This is a genomic window from Spirulina sp. LEGE 11439, from assembly GCF_059821285.1.
The window spans coordinates 20,593-43,580 of the sequence record NZ_JCAMRX010000040.1 but is presented as its reverse complement, the minus strand read 5'-3'; the positions used below and the strand labels follow the sequence as shown (position 1 = coordinate 43,580).

Annotated in this window: 20 protein-coding genes and 1 pseudogene; 11 read left to right on the top strand and 10 right to left on the bottom strand. The window is 41.4% G+C overall.

The window, feature by feature from the left end; genetic code table 11:
• Positions 1 to 2 precede the first annotated feature (2 nt).
• The 5 genes from AC6RV6_RS21785 to AC6RV6_RS21765 all read right to left on the bottom strand — a co-directional run bounded on the left by AC6RV6_RS21785 (position 3) and on the right by AC6RV6_RS21765 (position 6,559).
• Positions 3 to 482, bottom strand: coding sequence for a helix-turn-helix transcriptional regulator (locus AC6RV6_RS21785; RefSeq protein WP_500242986.1), 480 nt, complete (start codon positions 480 to 482; stop codon positions 3 to 5).
• A 17-nt stretch (positions 483 to 499) separates the two neighbouring features.
• Entirely contained in the window at positions 500 to 3,109 is a 2,610-nt protein-coding gene (locus AC6RV6_RS21780; RefSeq protein ID WP_500242985.1) for a tetratricopeptide repeat protein, read from the bottom strand.
• A 346-nt stretch (positions 3,110 to 3,455) separates the two neighbouring features.
• Positions 3,456 to 4,787, bottom strand: a complete 1,332-nt coding sequence (locus tag AC6RV6_RS21775; RefSeq protein WP_500242984.1) for a TRAP transporter large permease — start codon at positions 4,785 to 4,787, stop codon at positions 3,456 to 3,458.
• Positions 4,788 to 4,839: 52 nt separating this feature from the next.
• Positions 4,840 to 5,370, bottom strand: coding sequence for a TRAP transporter small permease subunit (locus AC6RV6_RS21770; protein WP_500242983.1), 531 nt, complete (start codon positions 5,368 to 5,370; stop codon positions 4,840 to 4,842).
• Between the two features lie 76 nt (positions 5,371 to 5,446).
• Positions 5,447 to 6,559 (bottom strand): TRAP transporter substrate-binding protein, encoded by a 1,113-nt coding sequence (locus AC6RV6_RS21765; RefSeq protein ID WP_500242982.1) that lies wholly within the window; start codon positions 6,557 to 6,559, stop codon positions 5,447 to 5,449.
• Positions 6,560 to 6,682: 123 nt separating this feature from the next.
• Between AC6RV6_RS21765 and AC6RV6_RS21760 the strand changes: the two genes are divergently transcribed.
• Positions 6,683 to 7,444, top strand: coding sequence for a YebC/PmpR family DNA-binding transcriptional regulator (locus AC6RV6_RS21760; RefSeq protein ID WP_500242981.1), 762 nt, complete (start codon positions 6,683 to 6,685; stop codon positions 7,442 to 7,444).
• A 119-nt stretch (positions 7,445 to 7,563) separates the two neighbouring features.
• Positions 7,564 to 8,805, top strand: a complete 1,242-nt coding sequence (locus AC6RV6_RS21755) for a hybrid sensor histidine kinase/response regulator (RefSeq protein WP_500242980.1) — start codon at positions 7,564 to 7,566, stop codon at positions 8,803 to 8,805.
• A gap of 21 nt (positions 8,806 to 8,826) precedes the next feature.
• On the opposite strand, the gene AC6RV6_RS21750 is transcribed toward AC6RV6_RS21755, so the two are convergent.
• Positions 8,827 to 9,324: a GNAT family N-acetyltransferase gene (locus AC6RV6_RS21750; RefSeq protein ID WP_500242979.1), complete on the bottom strand. Its 498-nt coding sequence runs from the start codon at positions 9,322 to 9,324 to the stop codon at positions 8,827 to 8,829.
• Positions 9,325 to 9,344: 20 nt separating this feature from the next.
• Here AC6RV6_RS21750 and pheA point away from each other — a divergent pair, with 20 nt between their 5' ends.
• Complete coding sequence (pheA, locus tag AC6RV6_RS21745) at positions 9,345 to 10,295, top strand: prephenate dehydratase (protein WP_500242978.1); 951 nt, start codon at positions 9,345 to 9,347, stop codon at positions 10,293 to 10,295.
• Here pheA and AC6RV6_RS21740 read toward each other — a convergent pair.
• The 3 genes from AC6RV6_RS21740 to mltA all read right to left on the bottom strand — a co-directional run bounded on the left by AC6RV6_RS21740 (position 10,287) and on the right by mltA (position 12,975).
• Positions 10,287 to 10,925: an LON peptidase substrate-binding domain-containing protein gene (locus AC6RV6_RS21740; RefSeq protein ID WP_500242977.1), complete on the bottom strand. Its 639-nt coding sequence runs from the start codon at positions 10,923 to 10,925 to the stop codon at positions 10,287 to 10,289. The two genes, pheA and AC6RV6_RS21740, sit on opposite strands and share 9 nt — an antisense overlap.
• 175 nt (positions 10,926 to 11,100) lie before the next feature.
• Complete coding sequence (locus AC6RV6_RS21735) at positions 11,101 to 11,685, bottom strand: Uma2 family endonuclease (RefSeq protein ID WP_500242976.1); 585 nt, start codon at positions 11,683 to 11,685, stop codon at positions 11,101 to 11,103.
• A 132-nt stretch (positions 11,686 to 11,817) separates the two neighbouring features.
• Entirely contained in the window at positions 11,818 to 12,975 is a 1,158-nt protein-coding gene (gene mltA, locus AC6RV6_RS21730; RefSeq protein ID WP_500242975.1) for a murein transglycosylase A, read from the bottom strand.
• Positions 12,976 to 13,242: 267 nt separating this feature from the next.
• Between mltA and AC6RV6_RS21725 the strand changes: the two genes are divergently transcribed.
• The 3 genes from AC6RV6_RS21725 (at position 13,243) to AC6RV6_RS21715 (ending at position 15,591) form a co-directional block, all read left to right on the top strand.
• Positions 13,243 to 13,878, top strand: coding sequence for a TMEM175 family protein (locus AC6RV6_RS21725; protein ID WP_500242974.1), 636 nt, complete (start codon positions 13,243 to 13,245; stop codon positions 13,876 to 13,878).
• A 72-nt stretch (positions 13,879 to 13,950) separates the two neighbouring features.
• Complete coding sequence (locus AC6RV6_RS21720; RefSeq protein WP_500242973.1) at positions 13,951 to 14,409, top strand: hypothetical protein; 459 nt, start codon at positions 13,951 to 13,953, stop codon at positions 14,407 to 14,409.
• Between the two features lie 228 nt (positions 14,410 to 14,637).
• Entirely contained in the window at positions 14,638 to 15,591 is a 954-nt protein-coding gene (locus AC6RV6_RS21715) for a pentapeptide repeat-containing protein (protein WP_500242972.1), read from the top strand.
• Positions 15,592 to 15,857: 266 nt separating this feature from the next.
• On the opposite strand, the pseudogene recA reads toward AC6RV6_RS21715, so the two are convergent.
• Positions 15,858 to 16,862: pseudogene (gene recA / locus AC6RV6_RS21710) on the bottom strand (recombinase RecA); the annotation flags it as partial.
• 203 nt (positions 16,863 to 17,065) lie between these two features.
• Between recA and AC6RV6_RS21705 the strand changes: the two are divergent.
• The 5 genes from AC6RV6_RS21705 (at position 17,066) to AC6RV6_RS21685 (ending at position 22,954) form a co-directional block, all read left to right on the top strand.
• Positions 17,066 to 18,727 carry a DUF3352 domain-containing protein gene (locus tag AC6RV6_RS21705; protein ID WP_500242971.1) on the top strand — a complete coding sequence of 554 codons (1,662 nt, stop codon included), beginning with the start codon at positions 17,066 to 17,068 and terminating at the stop codon, positions 18,725 to 18,727.
• A 107-nt stretch (positions 18,728 to 18,834) separates the two neighbouring features.
• Positions 18,835 to 19,878, top strand: coding sequence for a class I SAM-dependent methyltransferase (locus AC6RV6_RS21700; RefSeq protein ID WP_500242970.1), 1,044 nt, complete (start codon positions 18,835 to 18,837; stop codon positions 19,876 to 19,878).
• A 63-nt stretch (positions 19,879 to 19,941) separates the two neighbouring features.
• The gene (locus AC6RV6_RS21695) at positions 19,942 to 20,661 is read left to right on the top strand and encodes an AzlC family ABC transporter permease (RefSeq protein ID WP_500242969.1); all 720 of its coding nucleotides are present in this window, start codon (positions 19,942 to 19,944) and stop codon (positions 20,659 to 20,661) included.
• Between the two features lie 31 nt (positions 20,662 to 20,692).
• Positions 20,693 to 21,013 (top strand): AzlD domain-containing protein, encoded by a 321-nt coding sequence (locus AC6RV6_RS21690; RefSeq protein WP_500242968.1) that lies wholly within the window; start codon positions 20,693 to 20,695, stop codon positions 21,011 to 21,013.
• Between the two features lie 159 nt (positions 21,014 to 21,172).
• Positions 21,173 to 22,954, top strand: a complete 1,782-nt coding sequence (locus tag AC6RV6_RS21685; protein WP_500242967.1) for a ShlB/FhaC/HecB family hemolysin secretion/activation protein — start codon at positions 21,173 to 21,175, stop codon at positions 22,952 to 22,954.
• Positions 22,955 to 22,988: the final 34 nt, after the last annotated feature.

Sequence of the window (22,988 nt, the reverse complement as noted above, 5' to 3'; positions counted from 1 at the left end):
TCTCAACATTGAGCAGAAAGTTGTACTGTTTTAATTTCATCAAAATCGACCCTTACGACTGCCGTTTCTAAAGATATACCCAAGACTGTTGCAACTTCCAAAATTTCTAAAAAACTGGCAGATTGATAATTATTTTTTTCATAATCATAAATATACTCTGGTTCAAGTTGTAATTGTTCTGCCAATTCTTCTTGACTCAAACTTGCCGCTATTCGTGCTTTGATCAAGATATCGGGAAGTTTGGCTAAACTTTCAATTGAGATTTTAATGGGTTGGGTATGATGACAATTTTTCAAGCTCTCATATTCACCGATTTCTAGCTGTAATTGCTCAATCTGGCATTGTAGTGCATCTCGATTGAGTTGCCATTTTTGCAGATCGCGATCACTTTTCTCTTTTTCCCGATCCATGATCTCAATAGACTGTTTAAATTTGTTCACCCATTCTTGAGTAGCCTGATATTCTAATTGATTTTTAATCATAGTTTCCACTATTTCGTTTATTTCGGAATCTTCCAAAGATTAATTGTTCCATCATATCCCGCACTCGCTAGAATTCGACCCTGTAAACCAAAAGCAACCGATTCAACATAAGAGGAATGTCCTTTTAACGTTGCGATCGCTTCTTCTATATCTAACGACCATATTTTGACAGTGCGATCGTCGCTTCCACTAGCTAAAAATTGATTGTCTGGACTAAAAGCAACTGAAGTGACGCGATCGCTGTGACCTCGTAATGTTTTCAGTTTTTCTCCTGTTCTCCAGTCCCAAAGTTGAATCGTTCGATCTTCACTTGCACTTGCTAATAGATTACCATCTGGACTCAATGCCAGCGATCGAATACATTCTCGATGTGCTTCCAAAGTTTTGATTAATTTTCCTAGTCTCCAGTCCCAAAATTTGATTTTATTGTCGCATCCAGCACTAATTAAAAATTCACCATTCGGAGTAAATATCAGCGCTTTAATATAGTTCGATTGCTGTGGTAAGTTTGTAATGACTCCATTTCTCCAATTCCATAATTGAATGGTTTTGTCATGTCCTCCACTTGCTAAAACTCGATCGTCTGGACTAAAAGCTAATGTCATAACCCAATCAGAATGAGATTGAGAATCTACTGAAATTTCCTGTTTTGTTTCTACATCCCAAACTCTTATCGTCCCTTTTTTATTTCCACTAGCGATAAGTCGATCATCCTTACTCAAAGTAATTGATGTGATTGCATCGTTTTCAAATAAATGTTTGTAACCTAGATTTTTTACGTTATATAGATTTTCTAAATCCCAAATTATGATTGTCTCTTTTGAATTTCCTGTTACTAAGAATCGACCTGAAGAATTCGTTACTAAGGAGTAAATGTTGTTCAATTTTGTAAGAGTTTTTCCGAGCTTAAATATTTCGAATTGTATTACTTCATCTTTTTTTTCTTCGTATTGAGGATTTAAAGAGAGCGCTATGTTAAATTCTTGGATTCCGCTATCATATTCTTTAAGCTGATACAAAGATTTTGCGAGTTCAAAATGAATCCTGCTATCTTTCGGAGACAATACTAATGCCTTATTAAAATCGGCGATCGCATTTTCATAATATCCCAACGCATAATAAGATTTTCCTCGTCCTAGATAGGATTCAATAGATTTAATATTGAATTCGATAGCGCGATCGTAATCTACAATGGCATCAAAATAATCTGCACGCAAATACTTCACTTCACCTCTTTTTAAATAAATTTCCCTCAGATTATTATTGAGTTCTATTGCTTTAGTATAATCCTCTAGAGCTAAAGTATATTCATTCATCTCATCATTTTCTTTCCCTAAATTAAGATGAGATAATCCACGAGATACATATGCCTCTGCATAATTTTCATCTTGTTCAATCGTCGTCGAAAAATTCACGATCGCATCTTTAAATTTTCCTTGTTGTTCATAAATTAATCCTCTCTGATAATAGACCTCTGTAAAATTAGGATTTTGCTTGATTTCTTTCTCATAATCTTTCAATGCTTTTTTCTCATCATCCAGAAATCCATAAGCTAAACCGCGATTGTAATAAATTTCAGGATAATCGCGATCGCTTTTAATAACGCGATCGAAATCTTGAATTGCTTCTTGATATTTTCCTAAGTTGAGATAAGCTAATCCTCTTTTATAAGAGGCTTCTGTTAGATAATATTTTGCTTTCTCATTATCAATGATTTTAGTGAAATCTTGGACTGCTTCTTGATAATAACCGAGTTCTCCTTGAATTGAACCTCGTATCAAAAAAGCAGCCGGATCGTTTATCGTTTTTTGTAAGGTAATGTTTAAATCGGAAAGAGCTTTTTGATAGTTCCCCAAACTTAAATGAATAGCTGCACGACCTAAATAAGCAACAGATAATTCAGAATTTCGCTGAATTGCTGTAGTAAAATCATCTAAAGCTGCTTGATAATATTGCTTTCTTCGCGGATCGTTCAATGGCGATTTAACTTTCTCTGCCAATTTGATCCAAACTTCTCCTCGTCCAATGAATGGATCGACATACAAATTAGCATCTTCTGCTAATCTGGGTTCTACGACAATTGCTCTCTTGTAATCAGTTAACGCTAATTGTAAGCGTCCAAGTTGACTATAGGCGCGGCCACGACGAGTATATGCCTCAGCAAAATCTTGATATTTGCTTAATGTCTGACTGAATTTATCAACAGCTTTTGCATATTCTTTATTCTGTAAATCTTTTAATCCTTGTTTGTATATATCCAAAGATTTTTGCTTAATCGCTTCGCTTTTGTTTATATTATTGACTGTAATCAGGCTTAAGTTAAGTTCTTCAATATCAAAGAAGAAGTTAAAATTAATGCCAAGGAGTTGTACAAAAGGAACAAATTTTGGAGAGAAGTTGAAACTAGAAAGTGAAACGTTTTGACCCAAGTTTAGAGTAGGTGCAAGTGTTGGAATCAGTGCCAATTCTGCTACTCGAAAACTGGGATCGATCAAAGAACTGATTGATTTAACAACATCTACTTTACTTAACTCTTTGATTCCTTTTTTTACGAGAGATGGAGGTAAACTTTTTACAGATTTAATCGTGCTAGCATTTGCAATTGAAGGAGCAAAGAACTCACGCAAAGAGATTCTCTCTCCTGAATATGCAAGGCAAAAAGTCAAAATTAGAGCGCAAAGAAATGTAACAATTTTTCTCATTTACCTTAATCTATCAAATAAAATTTACGATCGCCTCTCATAATATCTAATTTGCACTCAGAATGAGTCAAGTATGACAAAAATATGCCCAGTCTGAGAATAAGACTTTCTCTCACCCCGAGTCAAGCAGAAGCAATTATTCTACGAGAGAATCATCAAAATTAATTTTGCTATCATGACAATCCGAGATCGCTTATTTCCAGTCCCATATTTTTACGCCATATTCTGCAAAATTACTCTCTTTCAATAGAGTATAAATACGATCGCAGCCTTAACTACTCAAGGACGGTAAAAATGTCACCAATGCAGGAAAGAGAATAATTAAGAGCAAAACGCACAACTGAAGAACAATAAAAGGAATTGCGCCGCGATAAATGTCTTCTGTTTTCACTTCTTTTGGTGCAACCCCACGCAGGAAAAACAGTGCAAACCCAAAAGGAGGAGTTAAAAAAGAGGTTTGTAAATTTGCCCCCAAAATAACCCCATACCATAATAAATCTAATCCTAATGCTTGGGCAACTGGGGCAAAAATAGGAATAATAATAAAAGCAATCTCAAAGAAATCAATAAAGAAACCCAAAATAAACACAACTAACATATTCACCAGCAAAAATCCTGCCGTCCCTCCCGGTAAATTGGAGAGAAGATCGAACATAAAGCGATCGCCATGCAGTCCTCGAAAAACCAAACTAAACGCAGTGGAACCGATTAAAATTAAGATCACCATACTACTGATTCTCAGGGTAGAATCGCAGACTTGACGCAGTGCAGACCAACTTAACTGACGGTTGGCAAAAGCAAGGGCGATCGCACCGAATGAACCCACCGCACCCGCTTCCGTCGGCGTTGCAAAGCCAAAAAAGATACTTCCTAACACTAAAACAATCAGTAATAGAGGCGGGATCATCACGCGAATGACCTGTTGTGTTAACGCTTTTCTCCCAATTTCTCGCACTTCAGGTGGTAAAGGTGGGGCAATTTTAGGCTTGAGAAAAGAAACAATAATAACGTATAATGCAAAGGCTCCCGACATTAAAAGACCGGGAATTAAAGAACCTATAAATAAATCCCCAACAGGAACGCCTAGTTGATCTCCTAACACTACCAAAACCACACTCGGGGGGATAATTTGCCCTAATGTTCCTGACGCAACAATGACCCCGGTTGCTAATTCTTTGTTATAACCATAGCGCAACATAATTGGGAGAGAAATGAGTCCCATCGCGACGACTGTTGCGGCAACAACTCCCGTAGAAGCTGCCAGTAATGCGCCAACAATAATCACGGCTAATGCTAATCCTCCTCGCAGTCGCCCAAAGAGAATCCCCATCGTTTCTAACAATCTTTCGGCAATTCCTGTTTTTTCCAACATCGAACCGAGGAAAATAAAATAAGGAATTGCCAACAAGGTATAATTGGACATAATGGTAAAAATACGCTGAGGCATAGCATTCATTAATGACGGGTTAAATTCTCCTAGCGCTATACCGATCGTGCCAAAAATAATGGCAACTCCTCCTAAAGAAAAGGCAACAGGATAGCCAAACGATAAGAGGAATAACGCCCCTGCAAACATTAACGGTCCCAGCCAATCTAGTCCCATTTTTTATTCTCCTTCTAGGTTGATTTTATGAATTAAGAATTGCGAATCGATCTTATCCTTCTGTCCTGCGATCGCAGTTCTGAATAATGTCCCAATTTTTAATGGCTTCAGAAATTCCCTGTAATATCAATAAGATAAAACAAATAATAATCATGGATTTAATCGGATAGCGCGGTAAACCACTTGGATCTGGAGACATTTCCAGAATTTTCCATGAATTTAAGACAGTTTTCCATGAAAAATAAATCGTGAGTCCAGAAAAAGGAATTAAAAATAAAAGTGTTCCTAAAAAATTGACCCATGCTTTCCTCTTTCGACTCCAATCTTTATAGAAAATATCGACGCGGACGTGACCATTTTGGAGCAGAGTATAAGGCGCACCCAGAAGAAATACAATGGCGAAAAGATACCATTGTATTTCTAAGAAGGCATTAGAGGTTAAAGATTGCCCGAAGAAGCGCCCTAAATTAGTAGCAACGACATTCCAAACCCCAACAATAACCATTATCAAAACTAACCCATAAGTTAGCTGGCCGATCCATCGATTTAATCTATCGATCGCCCGCGAAATCTTTAAAAGCATTTTTTCAATGAACAATGAGCAAATCTGTAATGGCGATCGGTGAAAAACCAACAACGAACTAATAGCCAACAACGAGCTACTTATTATTCGCAATAAAACTAGCAATGCTTAATTCGTTGATACTATTCCAGAAAGAAATGCGATCGCGGAACTGTTTCCATGGTTCGTAAACCTCTTTAAAAGTCGGATCGTCACTCGCACTTTCTTCGTACAATTCAAAGGCTGCGGTTTGTGCTGCTTTGAGAATATCTTGAGAATATTCCCTCAACTGCACTCCATGTTCTTCCTGTAGGGTTTGCAACGCATCTCGATTTAAGGCATCGTATTTTGCCAACATATTCATATTGGCTTCATAGGTCGCTGTTTGTAAGATTTCTTGATATATCTTAGGAAGTGTTTCCCAAGCCTCTTGATTCACGAAAACATCTAACGTGGGACCCGGTTCCCACCAACCCGGATAATAATAAAATTTAGCGGCTTTGTATAACCCTAATTTCTCATCATCGTAGGGTCCAACCCATTCAGCCGCATCAATGGCACCGCGATCGAGGGCAACAAAAATCTCTCCTCCCGGCAAGGCTTGAGCATTAACCCCCAAGCGTTCCATCACTTTTCCTCCTAACCCCGGAATTCTCATTTTTAAACCTTTGAGATCTTCCGGCGTATTAATTTCTCGTTTGAACCATCCTCCCATTTGCGCTCCGGTATTGCCGGCGGGAAAATTAATAATATTAAAATCAGCGTAAATTTTTCGCATGGCTTCTAAACCGCCCCCATGATAAAGCCAAGCGTTCTGTTGTTGGGCAGTTAAACCGAAAGGAACTGAGGTACCAAAAGCCAAGGCTGGACTCTTACCAATATAGTAGTAACTTGCCGTATGACCGCATTCTACTGCCCCATTTTGGACGGCATCGAAAACTTCCAAACCGCCGACAATTTCTCCTCCCGGGTAGGGGGTAATGTCAAAGCGTCCGCCAGTCATTGCCCTAACGCGATCGCAAGTGGTTGTCGCCCCTCCATAAATGGTATCGAGAGAGAGAGGCCAGCTTGTGGCCATACGCCATTCTATCTTGGGTAAGCTACTGTCTCCTTCCTTGCTTGAAGGGGTACTCGTGGGACTGCAAGCGGCTAATGTTGCTGCCGTGGTCGCCCCGATCGCGGTATTGGTAATAAAATTTCTGCGCTTCATGGTTTCTTTATAAAATAAAGGGAAACTTCAGTAGTCTACAACACATTTATTGCGCTACAACCAGTAACATAAGATTTAAGGTTAAAACAGATACAATCCGTTACAACTGGAGGTTTTCGCATTATGGCCGGTCATAGTAAATGGGCAAATATCAAACGCCAAAAAGCAAGAGTTGATGCGAAAAAAGGGAAAACCTTTACCCAATTATCTCGAGCAATTATCGTGGCTGCACGGAATGGGATTCCAGACCCCGCAGGAAATTTTCAACTCCGCACGGCGATCGAGAAGGCAAAAGCGGCGGGAATTCCTAATGATAATATCGATCGCGCCATTGCTAAGGGTGCAGGAACCTATAAAGATGATGAAGCTCGCTTTGAAGAAGTCCGTTATGAAGGTTATGGACTTGGGGGTATCGCGATTTTAATTGAGGCCTTTACTGATAATCGCAATCGCACGGCGGCGGACTTGCGATCGGCATTTAACAAGAATGGCGGTAATCTCGGTGAAACGGGGTGCGTGAGTTGGATGTTTGAGAAAAAGGGAGTTATCTTATTAGAAGGAAAGGTGGAAGAAGAGAAACTTTTAGAAACTTCTGTCGAAGGGGGAGCAGAAACCTATGAATTAATCGCAGAGGAAGACACTTGCGGAGCAGAAGTTTTTACGGAAATTGATAATTTAAACTTACTTTCACAAATGTTACAGGATAAAGCCTTTCCTGTTAAAGAAGCAGAAATACGCTGGATTCCGAGTAATACTGTCGAAATTGGCGATCCGGAACAAGCGCGATCGCTGTTGAAGTTAATTGATGCTTTAGAATCGTTGGATGATGTGCAGAATGTGACGGCAAATTTTGCAATGACTGACGAGTTGCTGACTAATTATTAACGAGGGATAAGAGGCGATCGCGAAATTCTTCGCTCGGCTTTGACTTCGCTGCTCCCGACGGGAATGCGGGTGAATCCTACGAATCCCTCGATGCAGACCAAAAACAACCCATAAAAAATATGAATGCCCTCAACAATATAGATCAAAACCCAGAAATTTTGATTGTTGATGATACTCCCAATAATATTCGAGTTCTCACTGCTATTTTACAAGAAAAGCAATATCGAGTCCGAACATTTTTGCGAGGATCTCGTGCTTTGGAAAACGTGCAGAGAAATCCGCCCGATTTGATTTTACTCGATATTCAAATGCCCGAAATGGATGGGTATGAATTTTGCGATCGCATTAAACAATCTCCTCTTCTTTGTAACATTCCAATTATTTTTATCAGCGCCCTTGACGAACCAATGGATAAAGTTCGCGCTTTTAAGTTGGGTGGTGCCGACTATGTGACAAAGCCTTTTCAAGAGTTGGAGGTTTTAGCGCGAGTCGAACATCAATTAAAATTAAAAAAAGCAAATAATGCCTTGAAATCCCTCAATCAAAACTTAGAAGAGCGTGTTAAACAACGGACAGAAGAATTAGAACAAGCCAATCTACAAACAGAAAATCTCTTGGAAGTTTTAAAAGAAAAGAATATTGCTTTGCAGGAAATCGATCGCTTAAAAGATGAATTCTTGATGATTATGTCCCACGAACTTCGCAATCCTTTAAATGGAATTTTGGGGGCATTACAGTTGATTTTAGAAGGATTTTGCGACAATCGAGAAGAAGAGACAGAAAATCTGAAAATAGCGAATGAATCAGCTTTACATTTACTCAAAACAATTAATAGTATTCTCGATATTGCTAAAATCAAAGCAAGGAGAATGCAATTAGATTTACAAGATCTCGATGTGCGAATATCTTTAAAATCTGCGATCGATATTCATTTGCATCGATTACAACAAAAAAAGCTCATTTTAAACTATCAAAATTTCCCAGAACCTTTGTTTGTTCGGGGTGATGGAATCAAACTCACGCAAACTTTTTTAAATGTTATTGATAATGCTATCAAATTCACTAAATCTGGAGAGATTACGATAATAACCCAGCGACAAAAACAACAAAACAAGGCAGTTGTTATCATTCAAGATACGGGAATTGGGATCGAACCCGAAAAGCAATCTCACCTCTTTCAACCGTTTGTCATGCTTGACAGTTCTACAACTCGAAGTTACGAAGGATTAGGGTTGGGATTGGTTATTGCTAAAAGTTGGCTGGAGTTGATGGACGGGGAAATTAAATTAGAAAGTGCGGGGAAAGATTGCGGTACAACAGTAACAATTTCTTTCCCGATATCTGAAGTAATTGAAGTTTAGGCAGATAACCCATACAGAAGTTTATTGAATCTCAGCAAGAGCGCATAAATTTTCCCCAGTTACCCGACAAGTTCGCCAATCATCGAGAATCATTGCTCCCATACTTTTGTAAAATGCGATCGCGGGTTCATTCCACTCTAAAACATTCCATTCAAAGCGTCCGTATTGGCGATCGACAGCTAATTGTGCTAAATATTGAAACATTTTTTTACCGATCCCTCGACGGCGATAATCGAGTAAAACAAATAAGTCTTCGAGATAGAGTCCGGGTTGAGTTAAAAAAGTTGAATAGTTGCAGAAAAATAAAGCAAAACCGACGCTTTCTCCTTCCCATTCCGCGAGAATTGCCTCAATATAGGGGCGATCGCCAAATAAATGTTCTTGTAAATCGGTAATATTCCCGGTCACTTCATGGGATAGTCGTTCGTACTCGGCAAGTGCTTTAATTAAAGAAAAGATCGTCGGCACATCTTCCGGTTTCGCTGGACGGAGATTTAACGAAGGAGTCGAGTTTTGCATATTACTGGTTTATTGATAAAATGACAATTTCGATTGCTCACTTAGGACCTGCGGGAACTTATACAGAAACGACCGCTTTAGCTTATGCAGATTGGCGCGATACGGCTAATGCCAAGCTTTGCGACCGCGAAACCGGTCAAAAATCATTTTTATGTCCGTATCCTACCATTGCTCAAACTTTACACGCCGTTGCGAATAAACAAGCCGATCTCGCTGTGGTTCCTGTAGAAAATTTAATCCACGGTAGCGTTACCACGACTCTCGATACATTATGGCAGTTAGAAGGGTTAAATATTCAACAAGCACTTATCTTACCCATTGTCCATGCTCTCATTTCTCGCGCTCCCACTTTAGCATCCATTAAAGCTGTTTATTCTCATCCTCAGGCCCTCGCCCAATGTCAAAATTGGCTCAATCAATATTTACCGACCGTACAGCAAATTGCCAGTAACTCGACAACCGAAGCCCTCGAACATTTAAAAGAGGATAAAACAGGAGCTGCCATTTCCTCAGAACGTGCCGCCAAATTGTACAATCTTCCTATTCTTGCCAAGGATACCAACGATCGCCAAGGCAATTGCACTCGTTTTTGGGTGGTGGGCTGGCCGAAAACCGAGCGCGGGGGCTATATTTCCCTTGCTTTTAGCGTTCCCGCGAACGTTCCGGGAGCGTTAATGAAACCCCTACAAGTATTTGCCCGTCGAGATATCAATCTCAGTCGGATCGAGTCTCGTCCCACCAAGCGATCGCTGGGAGAATACCTCTTTTTCATCGATCTGGAAAGCGATCGCAATACCGATAAAGTCCAAGAGGCCTTAGCGGAATTGCGACAATATGTCGAAGTTCTCAAAATTTTTGGACGCTACGACCTTTACACCATTCAGGACGGTAAGGTTTTTGATGGAGAAGATGGGGAAGTTAGGGGAGTCGTGTCTACGTCTCAGCATCACCCGTCTTCCCCACTAATTTAAAACATCTTTTAATGCCGTCCTTGCGGCTAAATGATTGCGCGTTGAGGTTAAAATCTCGATTTCTCGCGTTAAGCGTTCTCCCGTGTCTACCATTTCTAAGAGCATCTGTTGTTCGGAGGCAACCCCATAGAGGTTACTGGCGACCCAATAGGATAACTCTAGGGGTAAATTGGGTAGATCGTCGGGGAGCTCAATTTTGCGATCGGTGAGTTTGGCCGACAGCCGCACCACATCTCGCAATAATTGTTCGACTTCGGTAGCAGTAGAACGGAGGTCTTCTGAGGTCGGTTTGTCTTCTATCCATTCAACTAAACCCACGCGATAGGGTTTTTCGCGCACGTATTCCAAGACGCGAAAACGCTGTTGTCCCAAGGTTAGGATTTTCATGCGATCGTCGGGAAGGCGTTGAAAATGAATCACTTCCGCACAACACCCTACAGCCGCAATTTCATTTTGTGTCGGATCCAACATTAAGACTCCAAAGCGGCGATCGCTCTCGAGGATGGTGTTCATCATAATCCGATAGCGAAATTCAAAGATGTGCAGGGGTAGGGGACGACTCGGAAACAGCACCACATCGGGCAGGGGGAAAAGAGGGAGTTCTCGCACGGCAATGGAGGAGGAATTCATTCTGATTGCGTTATAGTCACGAACCTTTCTTTCTTTACTTTAACGAATGATGTTGGCAGAATTGTGACAGACTTTCCGGAACTTGGCAAATTTCTGCTCAATTTTGGCATGATTTACGATCCCCACAGGAGCGCGATCGCTGTCTTAAAAGTCAATGTGCCATTGATAAACCCGATTAAACAGGGGGTAAAATGTCTTGGATAGCGATCGCAACTTCAGGAAACTGTAAAGGGGATACCACATCATTTTCCGAGAGAATATCTACTCGCTCATAGCCTTCTGGGGTCGGATCTCGGAAGAGATGAAGTTGACGATTTTCTACATCTAATACCCAATAATCTACAATTCCGGTATTGGCATACGTTTTTGCTTTTAGTCCGCAATCTCTGCTCAAGGTTGTATCGGCAATTTCAATCACTAAATACACTTGTAATGCGATCGGATGACGATCTACATAGTCTCTCGGATCGGTTTGCACGAGAGTAATATCCGGTTCGGGTTCTGAATATGGACTCAACTCAATGGGAAGTTGAATTCGCAATAAAGCTCGATCGCTCAAACCATTTCTGAATTGTCTTTCCGTTCGCGTAATGGCCGCTGCATGAGAAGATTTTTGAGGACTCATCTTGCGAATAATTTGTCCGGCAATTAATTCTACAGGTTCGTCGGCTTTTAAAATACCAGCCTCCGCCATGCGGTGATATTCTTTTACCGTCCACAGACGCAAGGACTGTTCGAGAGGAGGTGAGATCGCGGCCATAACGACTAGCTTGAAGAAGAACTTTATTCTATTTTAGCGAAGGTCAGCCGAACAAAAATTTGTAGAGACATTGCCCGCAACATCTCTACAAAAATAATGGCTCGTGAATTGTCTCAAAGGGAAATTTTGAGCTTATTCTTTCAACATTAAGTAATACAATGAACCCCGATAACCCATAACACCCGCCCTGTTTCCGGCAACTTCTCCCGTTCCCATGAAAACATCCACGCGACCCGGGGTTTTAATGGCACTGCCTGCGTCTTGATCCAAAACATAGCGACTGACCCGAGGGGCTTGCATCCGTCCTCGACTGTCGGGGATAGGAATTTTCGTATCAATCAAGGCTAAGGCACCTGGGGGCATTAAAGCTTTATCCGTGGCAATGGAGCGATCGGCCGTGACGGGAACGCTCAAACTCCCCGAAGCGGGCGCACCGTTGGTGTTGCGGAAGAAAATAAAGCGATCGTTTTGGGGAATATAGCGATCGAGCAGATAGGGACGCTGACGGAAAAGATTAATCATTTTGGGCAGGGTAAACCCATCTCGAGGGTGCAACCCATCGCGAATCATGGCTTGTCCGACGCTCACGTAAGGATAGTCCGTACTGCCGTGATAGCCGACGCTCATGGTGCCGCCACCCGCTAATTTGAACTTAGCTGAGCCTTGAATGTGGACGAGAAAGGCTTCGAGGCGATCGCGCAACCACACCAATTCTGAGCCGCGCAAGAGGCTATTTTTGCCGGTTCCGTCTGCTCCTTCCAGTTGGGCGCGATGGGGGTGAGGGGTACGCCATTGCTCTAAGTTCCCCGGACGGCGATAGAGGGGATAGCGATATTCTTCTGTCGGAACGCGGCTGGCTTGATAAATGGGTTCGTAATAGCCGGTAAAATATACCGTCCCGCGATTATCTCGCCCGGTGGAGCGATAAAAGACAAATTCTCGCTTGACGGCGGCTTGTAATTCTTGGGGGCTGCGTGCTTGCTGAACCAGTTGACGGAAGCGCACGAGGGAACGACGGACGCGATCGCGAGTAATCCAGCGAACGGGATAATTGCTGTAGACTTCTGCGGCTTTGGGGGTGTTTAAGTAGCGCAGGCTGTTATTGATAGATTGTATCAGGGCATTTTTATCGCCAGCGCCCCGGAAACTGCGCCAGAGTTGCTCGTCGTAACCTAATGATGAATTGTGCTGGGGATTCGACCATTCAAGGGGTCGGGCTTCAGCCTCTAAATGAGGAGTTGTAAACGCCAATCCGAGTCCGAGGGAGAGTAGGGCAAATGTTCTTTTCATACGTTAATTTAACGGGGAAGTAACCTCTAAATATTGTTTTTGCACCGCTTTTGTCTTCGATCCGAATGATTTGGGATTTGTTCCGAAAAATTTGTCCATTTAGCGGATGTTTTTAGCAGAATTCCTGAAAAAAAGCAAGGCCAATGATTAAATTAAGATAAAATAATCCTAGTCTAGAGTTGCACTTCGGGCAAAAAAATGCTGCTCTGTTACCATGCGTGTAGACTCGAGTGGAAATTGTACTGTAAAGAAAGCCTTAATTGAAATATGTCCAGCGATCGCAATGATTTTTTCTTCCCACTCCATCGTCTAGAACTCCTCAGTGATTTGATTTTTGCGACGGCCATGACCATCATGGTTTTAACCTTCAATTTTCCGCCAGAAAATTTGCATCGACAAGAACTGTTGCAATTCCTCACAGCACAACTTCCTTCATTAGGAATTTATTTAACATCTTTTGTGTTGGTGGCATTCTATTGGACTTCTCACTTAGAACAGTTTAAGCATTATCGAAAAACGAATCAAGTTCATATTTGGTTGCAGCTATTTTCTTTGCTTTTTATCGTTCTCATTCCTTACGCAAACGATTTATTGAGTTATTATCCGGAAGATTATCTGATTCAAGTTCTTTACAGCTTGGTTGTCTTTTTTGTGGGAATCTTTTCTTTTTTCAATTGGCGTTATGCGGTTCACGATCGCAGGCTAGTTTCTGAGGATATCTCTGATGAGGAAATTGCCAAAATCTCGCGACAATCTTTGATAGAACCCTCGGTCATGTTATTGGCGATCGCGGTAGGTTGGATTCATCCTTATGCTTGGTATATTGCCTCGGCTTTAATTGTTGTTATCTATCCCTTACAAGAACGTTTCTGGGTTAAAAAATTGGCAAAGCAAGAGACTTAAGGGAAAGCGATCGCCTGACTTCGTTCCCAGAGCGATCGGTTAAAATAGGTTTAGTTTTGAGGAATAATTTTAATGTCTAATCAAAATACGGATTATCTTAACTGGTTTTGGCTGGTTTTATTACTTTTATTTCTGGCGATCGCGTCTCTTTATTCTTTGTGGGGAAATCAGCCTAAATTTAGCGATACAATGTCTATTGTTGACAAACATTGGGAACGAAAGGTTATGCTACAACGCGAAGAATGCGATGAAGATAGCTGTGGCTGGCAAACATTTAAAACAGAACGATTAAAAGGGAATAATTATCGACCCGTTCGCTGGCCGAAAATTCGCGAACCGGAATCTTGGGAACGATTAAAAAAAAAGGAAACTTATTTTATTGATTTTAGCGATCGCGAGGATAAAATTCATACTTTTAAAACTCATAAGTATTGGCAATACAAATCGTCTAAAATTTCTTCTGTTCATCCGGTGATTATTAATAACTTTGGTGGAGTTAAAGAAATATTGCCCGAAACAATAAACAATTAAAAAAACTGGCGATCGCGTGTCATCCAGTATCAACTTTAGCGAGCATTCGGGGTTAAAAATTGAGAAAGTTTCCCCAAGTAGGTAGATCGATCGATAAAACTCTAAGTTTAATTTTCTCTGGAAAGTTATTAATTAAACTTAATTTTATTTTTGTGAATTTAATTCCCGTTCTCTTGACGATAAATTTTCAGGTGATATATTGAATACTATCTAGAGTAAGAAAAAATAATGAAACACAAAATTCTCGCGATCGCGGCGGTTCTTATCGCCGCCTTAGCATGGCTTGCACCTACTGCATCTGCTTATTCTTTAAATGACTTATATGTTAGACTGGCAGCCACGAACAGATGTCAACAATGTGACTTAACTTGGGCTGACTTGAGCCGAACAGATCTACGTAGAGTAAATCTTAATGATACCAATTTAAGAGATGCTGACTTGAGCAATGCTGACTTGAGCAATGCTAACTTAGATGATGTCGATCTTGTTTATGCTAATTTAAGTGGAGTAAAGCTAATAGAGGCAAAGGTGGAGGATGCTCAAATGACTAAGGCTGATTTAAGTGGAGCTAATTTAACTTTGTCCCAATTTAATAGAGCTGAGTTGACTCTAGCTGACCTGAGCAGAGCTAGATTGGTTAAAGCCTTCTGGGGGAATATAAGATCGATTGGAACTAAGTTTATTGAAGCAAACTTAACAAATGCCAACTTAGTTGATTCCAGTTTGAGAGCATGCAACTTTACAGGCGCTAACTTAACAGATGCCAACTTAAGAAATGTTGACTTACAAGGTTCCAACTTTACAGGTGCTAGCTTAACAGATGCCGACTTAAGAAATGTTGACTTACAAGGTTCCAACTTTACAGGTGCTAGCTTAGTGAGGGCTAATTTGGTAGAGGAAAACTTAAGGCGGGTCAACTTAAAAGCTGCTCACTTAAGAGCTGCTCACTTAAACAGGACGAACTTAGAAAGGGCCAACTTAATTGAGTCTATTTTAAGGCGTACCATTTTAAGAGAAGCCAACTTGAGCAATGCCAACTTAACGAATGCTAATTTATCTGGCACTGATTTAACAAATGCAAATTTAACGAATGCAAATTTAGCTGGTACTAATTTAGGTATTGCTATACTCTGCAATACTACTATGCCTAACGGAGAAATAAGAAACGATAATTGCCCTTAAATATTAGATCGGAAAGGCAATTTTTCTCAACCATAAAAATGTAGGGATATAAAATTTTACATCCCTACATTTTTTTATTCCTCTTCTTTCACCGCCGTTACTTTCGGTTTCCGTCCTCGCTTAGCAGTCCCAGAATTGTTAGTTTCAGGCACAAGCATAACGGAATTATTTGTTGTTTCTTCTTTCTGTTTTTCTTCCTTTTCTTTTTCCTTGGCTTTCTTCGCCTCAGCCTCAGCCGCAGCCGCTACGGAATTCGCCGAAACCTCTGCCCCTGCCATCAGTTTCTCTCGCACTTGTTGGGAAACTTCCTCGGCGATCGCAGGATTTGCTTCTAAATATTTCACCGCATTATCGCGACCTTGAGCAATATTATCTCCTTTATAGCTGTACCACGCTCCTTTTCGCACGACCACATCGGTTTGTTCCGCCAAATCCAACACGCAACCCAAACTAGATATTCCACTACCAAAAATAATATCAAATTCAGCAATACGAAACGGAGGTGCGACCTTATTTTTTGCGACCTTCACTTTAGCGCGAATCCCATATTCTCCTTCACTGCCTTTTTTCAGGGTTTGAATACGACGAATGTCCAAACGCACTGAAGCATAAAACTTAAGCGCATTTCCTCCTGTCGTTACTTCCGGACTACCATAAGTAATGCCGATTTTTTGCCGTAACTGATTGAGGAAAATAATCGTGGATTCCGATTTACCCACATTCCCGGCAATTTTCCGTAGAGCTTTACTCATCAGCCGCGCTTGTAAGCCTACTTGTATATCGCCCATTTCTCCTTCAATTTCCGCCCGAGGGACGAGGGCCGCCACAGAGTCCACGACAACGATATCAACCGCAGCAGATCGCACCAATTGATCGACAATTTCCAAACCCGATTCCCCCGTATCCGGTTGCGCCACCAGCAGGTTTTCAATATCTACCCCCAAAGCCGCAGAATAAGCCGGATCGAGGGCGTGTTCCGCATCCACAAAGGCTGCGACACCACCTGCCTTTTGCACCTCGGCGATCGCGTGCAGTGCCAAGGTTGTTTTACCGGAACTTTCCGGCCCGTAGATCTCCACAATTCGACCCTTGGGCAAACCACCGCCCAAGGCCAAATCTAAGGTTAATGCCCCAGTGGAGATGGTTTCCACCCGCATTCGGGTCGCATCCCCCAAACGCACGATCGCGCCCTTACCAAAATTGCGCTCGATTTGATTGAGAACTAATTTAAGTGCCTTTTCTTTTTCGGGATTCTGAGAGATAGTAGCCATATAATGCCTCGACGATAATAATTTCTAGAACTTTCGCTTGGGGTTAGCCGATCGGATTGCGTTTATTGTAAACACAAATCCAGTTTAGTACATCAGTCTGTCTTCACTGATGTCGGTTTCGTTGACTTTTTAATCATGTTAACTCGTTTTGGCAAAAAACCCAAGAGTGAAATAATGGAAGTGCATTGCAATCGGAGTTCCCCATGAGACTGCGTTCTCTCTTTCTCGTTCTTATCGCTGTTGCTGTCGTTTTTCTCTCTGTGGCGGCTGGCGGCCTGTTTTGGGTCTTGGCACAAAGTCCCCTCAGTTTGAAAGATGGCGGCTCTAGATCGAGTCCGGAGGGGGCGATTTTTGTTCCCGCACAGGCTCCGGCGATGGTGTCGCTACTGGTGAATCCCGATCGCTTGGAAGCCCTCTTACAATTGGAAACGCCCCTCTCTCAGAGACGGCGATCGCGGCGAGAACTCGATGAAATTAAATCTGGGTTGTTGGCAAAAACGAACTTGAACTATTACGCCGATGTGAAAGGCTGGTTGGGGAATGAAGTGACGGTGGCGATGACCTCTCTCGACTACGATCGCGACCCGGAAAACGGACGTAAAGCTGGCTATTTACTGGTTGTCTCGGCCAAAGATGGGGAATATGCCAAAGAATTTTTACAATTGTTTTTCTCTCGCAGTGCGATCGCGGGGGATGCGGATCTCGTGTTTGAACCCTATCAGGGGGTGAACTTGATTTATACGCGATCGCGCCAAACCGGAGAAACGCCCCTTGCTAGTGCGGTTGTTGGCGATCGCTACGTCCTGTTTGCCAATCATCCGAAAGTGTTACGAGATGCCATTAATAATGTACAAGCCGCCAGCATTAATCTCGCCAATTCAGAGAATTATCAAGCAGCCTTGGCAAGCATCGAGATGCCTCGCATTAGTGTCGCTTATGTGAATCTCCTTGCGTTAACGAAAGACCTCGAAGGCGAACCCACAGAACCCACCCCGACTTTAACCCTAGCCTTTGCCCTCGATCCGCAAGGATTGCTGGCTCAAAGCGCCCTTTCTGGGGTAGTGAAATCAGAAGCGTCTCATCCTTTGCTTTCCGAACCGATCCAAGCCTTAAATTATTTGCCCTCACAAACAATTCTAACGGCAGCAGGTATTGATTTAAAGGGATTTTGGCAGCAAATTCTCACAGGTTTTGGGGAAAATAGTCCTATTTCTGATTTATTAGTGAGTGCGGTCGATCGCTGGCAAGAGCCTTGGGGCTTAAATCTGCCCGAGGATATTTTCAGTTGGGCTAAAGGAGAATATGCTCTCTCTCTCTTACCCAATGGTTCGGAAGGTCAAAATCGTTGGTTATTTGTCGCCCAAGGTGATGAGGCGGAGAATGCAGATATAGAGGCGAATTTAGCGCATTTGGACGATTTGGCGCAAGAACAAGGGTTAAATGTAGGAATCGTTACCCTAGGGGAACAACCCGTGAAAATTTGGGCGGAATTTGTCGCCAAGGGTAGCAAGATCGATGCTGATGTGCGAGGAGTGCGGACGGCGATCGACGATTATGAGTTAATCTCGAATTCTTTGGGTGCGATCGCTAAAGCGACAGATCCGAGTTTTACCTCCTTAGCAGAAAGTCCGGTGTTTCAAGATGCGATCGCGCCCCTCCCTTCAGAAAATAATGGCTATCTTTATATCAATTGGCGCAAAGTTCGCCCGCTTTTCGAGGCACAATTTCCGGGTTTGCGCTTGTTAGAACTGGCCGGACAGCCTTTATTCGATCGCTTGAATTCTCTAACTTTAACCAGTATCGGCGAGCGCGAAGGAGTCAGCCGGGCAACTATGTTGTTAAAAATCGGCTTAAAAGATCGTTAAATTCAACCCATACTTTGCGATCGCATCTCATTGATAATTGCTCATTGTTCATTACAAAAACGTTTATTATAAAAACGTAACAGAAGTTAATATTTCAATTTTCCACCGTGTTCGATTTACTCGATAATGCTTTAGAGCAAAACGCCTACACAGCGTTTAAAGCCGGACAGGCACTATTTGCCCTGACCCATAAAGAGATCGCCTCTCAAGTCCGTCAGTGGCTCTTTCCGTCCTTTGAGAAGAATACTCAGCCCATCCCTCCCGATGCCTTGCGCTTGCTGAAAGAATACCGCGATCGCTTAATCGAAACAGACTGGCAAGAGGCTCAAAAGGGGATTTATCCCATTGAGATTTTGTTTGATAATGATATTGCAGAATTGGTCAAGGCTTACGCTTTAATTTGGCAAGATTATCCGCAAACATGGCAGCGTGTCGCGAAGAAAAAGTATCAAGATTTTGCTCCCGAAATCGAGAAACAAGAGCAAGATTATCCTCAATATTACTTTCGCAACTTCCATTTTCAAACCGACGGCTATTTAAGCGATCGCTCTGCGGATATTTACGATTTGCAGGTAGAATTGCTCTTTAATGGGGCAGCCGATGCCATGAGACGGCGAATTATCGCACCTTTAAAAACTGGATTGAAAAGCGATCGCGGCGATCTTTTAGATATTGCTTGTGGAACCGGGCGATCGCTACAATTTCTGCAAAAAACATTTCCCAAAATGTCACTTTATGGTCTCGATCTCTCAGAACCCTATTTACAAAAAGCCAAACAAAGATTAGGTAAAAGTGTTAACTTAAAAAAGGGAAAAGGAGAGGAATTGCCTTATTCCGATCGCTTTTTTACTGCTGTTACCTCTACTTTTTTATTTCACGAACTCCCGCGACCCATTCGCAAACAAATTCTCTCAGAATGTTATCGCGTCTTAAAGCCCGGTGGAATTCTCGTCCTTTGCGATAGCTTGCAAGCCGAAGATATCCCAAAATTCGATTCGATATTAAGCAATTTTGCCAGTATATTTCACGAACCATTTTATCACGATTACATGCAAGATGATTTATGCGATCGCTTACAAGAAGTTGGTTTTGAGCAAATCGAAACCCAAATACATTGGTTGAGTAAATATTGGCTCGCCCAAAAATGCTAGAGTAGAAAAGGATTGTCTATTCATAACCGCGATACATATTTTTAGACGCTGGAGTTAAAGCATTTGACTGGGGGGAATTCCGATCGCAACTCAATTATTGTACAAGAATTTGTCGCCGGAGCAAGGGCTATTTTCCCACTTGTTGTTGGCGCAATTCCTTTTGGTATTATTTTTGGGACATTAGCCAATAGTAGCGGGCTTTCTTTTTGGGGTGCAATGGGGCTATCTGCTTTTGTTTTTGCGGGTTCCTCTCAATTTATTGCCTTGGGACTTTTAGCAAATCAAACCAGTTTATCACTCATCATTTTTACCACATTTGTTGTTAATTTACGCCATTTACTCTACGCAGTCAGTTTAATTCCTCATATCAAACATTTATCTCAACGCTGGAAAATCCCGATCGGATTTTGGCTGACAGATGAAGCCTTTGCAGTAGCAATTAATCGTTATAATCAAAGCGATCGCTCTCCTTACAAACATTGGTATTATCTCGGTGCGGCGATTTTTATGTATACCAATTGGCAATTGTGTACATTTCTGGGCTTAACGATCGGTCAACTCATTCCTAATGCTGCCCATTGGGGCTTAGATTTTGCCATGAGCGTTACTTTTATCGGTATGATTATCCCTTATGTTAAAAATCGCCCCATGCTTGTTACTATTTTAGTATCGGGTTGTGCTTCTTTACTGAGCTATTCTCTCCCTCATAAACTCGGATTAATGATTGCCGCATTTGCTGGAATTATCGCAGGAATGTATGTCGATCGAGTCTTTCAAGATTGATAATTGCCGATTAATAATTATTATTAAAAAAGTGGAATTTTATTTAGTTTTAGGCATGGCTGTTGTTACCTTTAGTATTCGCTACTTTGTTTTAGGGATGAGCGATCGCATTCAACTTCCTCCGCTAATAATTGAAGCATTACGCTATATTCCACCCGCTATTCTTACTGCAATTGTCGTTCCAGAAGTCTTGATTTCTAATAGTAATACAATTAATTTTAATTATACTAATGCTCGGCTTGTGGGGGCAATTGTTGCGATCGCGATCGGTTATTGGCGCAAAAATCTCTTACTCACGATCGTTGTCGGAATGTTAACCTTTTTTGCTTGGCAATGGGCGATCGGCAATTGAACGTAAGTTTGGGAAAATATCTGTTAAAATATCCTCAATCTAGAGAAATTTTAAGGTTTTTCTCTTGCGATCTGAAAATTTCTTGTCATGCTGGATTTATTACAAAGAAAAAAAATAAACAAGCTACTATCTTTTTCTTTATTGTATTTAACAATAGAGATGAGTTTAGAAGTTAAAGCGGTAGAATTCTCGCGAGAAAGTTTTAAGATAAATCTTGCACAAGAGAGGATAAGATCAAACACGATTGCACCGCGATCTTCTCAAATCAAAACAGAAAACCGATTAAATGTTACTGAATACAAACAATCCGAACCGAACAACTTTCTACAAGCACAAATCGATCCACCCGATCTGCCTTCCCAAGAACCCCTACCCGAACAAAATATCCCCCTTCCTTCACCTTCAGATCTCCTCGATCTGCCATCTTCAACACCAGCAATACCAAACAATGGAGAAGTTCCCGGTACAATCGTCGTCAACCGATTTGAAGTTCGAGGGAGTACAATTTTTAGTGCGGAAGACTTTGCAGAATTGACAAAAAATTATATTAATCGTCCTATTTCTTTCAGTGAATTACTGCAAGTTCGTTCGTTAATTACAGAAAAATATAATCAACAAGGATATATTACCACTGGAGCATTAATTCCCCAACAAGAAATAACCGACGGAACAATTATTGTGCAAGTTATTGAAGGTGAAATCGAAGAGATCAATATTATTGGAACGCGGCGGCTAAACACCGAATATATTCGCAGTCGTTTGGGCTTAGCCGTACAAAAACCATTAAATATCAATCGGTTGCGAGAAGGACTACAGCTATTACAACGCGATCCTTTAATTGTCAATTTATCTTCAGAATTATCTGCTGGAACGAAAACCGGAAAAAATATTTTAGACGTGACAATTAAAGAAGCAAAAACTTTTAACTATGCAATTTCATTAAACAATAACCGATCGCCTGTCGTAGGCAGTTTTCGGCGCGGTATCGGTGCCACTGAAGCTAACTTATTGGGTTGGGGCGATCGCATTGCTCTATTTTATAATAATACTGATGGCAGTAATAGTGTTGATGTTAGCTATAGTATGCCTTACAGCCCAACTAATGGTATAATTCGTTATAGTTATGGGCATAATACCAGCCGAATTATTGATAACAATTTTTCAGTTTTACAGATTAAATCTGATGCCGAGTATCACGAATTAAACTTGCGCCAACCCTTGCGACAAACCCCCGCCGAAGAACTAGCAATTGGCTTGATTTATTCTTATCAATCCAGTCAGTCCAGAATCGGATTATTTGACATTCCTTTAACATCCCGAGGAACAGATAATAATGGAAGTACGAGAGTTTCAGCCTTGCGCTTTTTCCAAGAATGGACAAAACGCAATCAAAGCGAGGTATTTTCAGCGCGATCGCAGTTCAGTTTGGGGACAAATTGGTTTAATCCGACTGAAAATGATACCTCTCCCGATAGTGCTTTCTTTTCATGGCGAGGACAAGCACAATGGATAAAACGCATCGATCCTGATATTCTTTTCATCCTGCGAGGAGATATCCAATTATCCGATCGCCCGCTTCTCACTTTAGAACAATTTGGCATTGGCGGACAAGCAAGTGTGCGAGGATACCGTCAGGATCTTATTTTTGCCGATAATGGTTTTTTAGCTTCGGCTGAAGCTCGAATTCCTATTTTTCGGGTCTCAAATGGAGTTTTGCAAGTTGCTCCCTTTGTGGATTTTGGCATGGCTTGGAATAATGATAATATTGAAATTGAATCCAATACCTTAACGTCAGTTGGTATTGGACTGCGTTGGCAGCAAGGAAACAATCTAATCGTTCGTTTTGATTGGGGAATTCCTTTAACAAATCTTGATACTTCTCGCAATACATTACAAGAAAATGGGATTTATTTCTCGATTCTCTATAATCTCTTTCCTTAACTGCATTCAAGAATGCAATTAATAACTACTTACT

Coding starts and splice junctions, on each gene's coding strand:
- AC6RV6_RS21785 (WP_500242986.1), bottom strand. CDS start 482: ATGATTAAAAATCAATTAGAATATCAGGCTACTCAAGAATGGGTGAAC.
- AC6RV6_RS21775 (WP_500242984.1), bottom strand. CDS start 4,787: ATGGGACTAGATTGGCTGGGACCGTTAATGTTTGCAGGGGCGTTATTC.
- AC6RV6_RS21770 (WP_500242983.1), bottom strand. CDS start 5,370: ATGCTTTTAAAGATTTCGCGGGCGATCGATAGATTAAATCGATGGATC.
- AC6RV6_RS21765 (WP_500242982.1), bottom strand. CDS start 6,559: ATGAAGCGCAGAAATTTTATTACCAATACCGCGATCGGGGCGACCACG.
- AC6RV6_RS21760 (WP_500242981.1), top strand. CDS start 6,683: ATGGCCGGTCATAGTAAATGGGCAAATATCAAACGCCAAAAAGCAAGA.
- AC6RV6_RS21755 (WP_500242980.1), top strand. CDS start 7,564: ATGAATGCCCTCAACAATATAGATCAAAACCCAGAAATTTTGATTGTT.
- AC6RV6_RS21750 (WP_500242979.1), bottom strand. CDS start 9,324: ATGCAAAACTCGACTCCTTCGTTAAATCTCCGTCCAGCGAAACCGGAA.
- pheA (WP_500242978.1), top strand. CDS start 9,345: ATGACAATTTCGATTGCTCACTTAGGACCTGCGGGAACTTATACAGAA.
- AC6RV6_RS21740 (WP_500242977.1), bottom strand. CDS start 10,925: ATGAATTCCTCCTCCATTGCCGTGCGAGAACTCCCTCTTTTCCCCCTG.
- AC6RV6_RS21735 (WP_500242976.1), bottom strand. CDS start 11,685: ATGGCCGCGATCTCACCTCCTCTCGAACAGTCCTTGCGTCTGTGGACG.
- mltA (WP_500242975.1), bottom strand. CDS start 12,975: ATGAAAAGAACATTTGCCCTACTCTCCCTCGGACTCGGATTGGCGTTT.
- AC6RV6_RS21725 (WP_500242974.1), top strand. CDS start 13,243: ATGTCCAGCGATCGCAATGATTTTTTCTTCCCACTCCATCGTCTAGAA.
- AC6RV6_RS21720 (WP_500242973.1), top strand. CDS start 13,951: ATGTCTAATCAAAATACGGATTATCTTAACTGGTTTTGGCTGGTTTTA.
- AC6RV6_RS21715 (WP_500242972.1), top strand. CDS start 14,638: ATGAAACACAAAATTCTCGCGATCGCGGCGGTTCTTATCGCCGCCTTA.
- AC6RV6_RS21705 (WP_500242971.1), top strand. CDS start 17,066: ATGAGACTGCGTTCTCTCTTTCTCGTTCTTATCGCTGTTGCTGTCGTT.
- AC6RV6_RS21685 (WP_500242967.1), top strand. CDS start 21,173: ATGAGTTTAGAAGTTAAAGCGGTAGAATTCTCGCGAGAAAGTTTTAAG.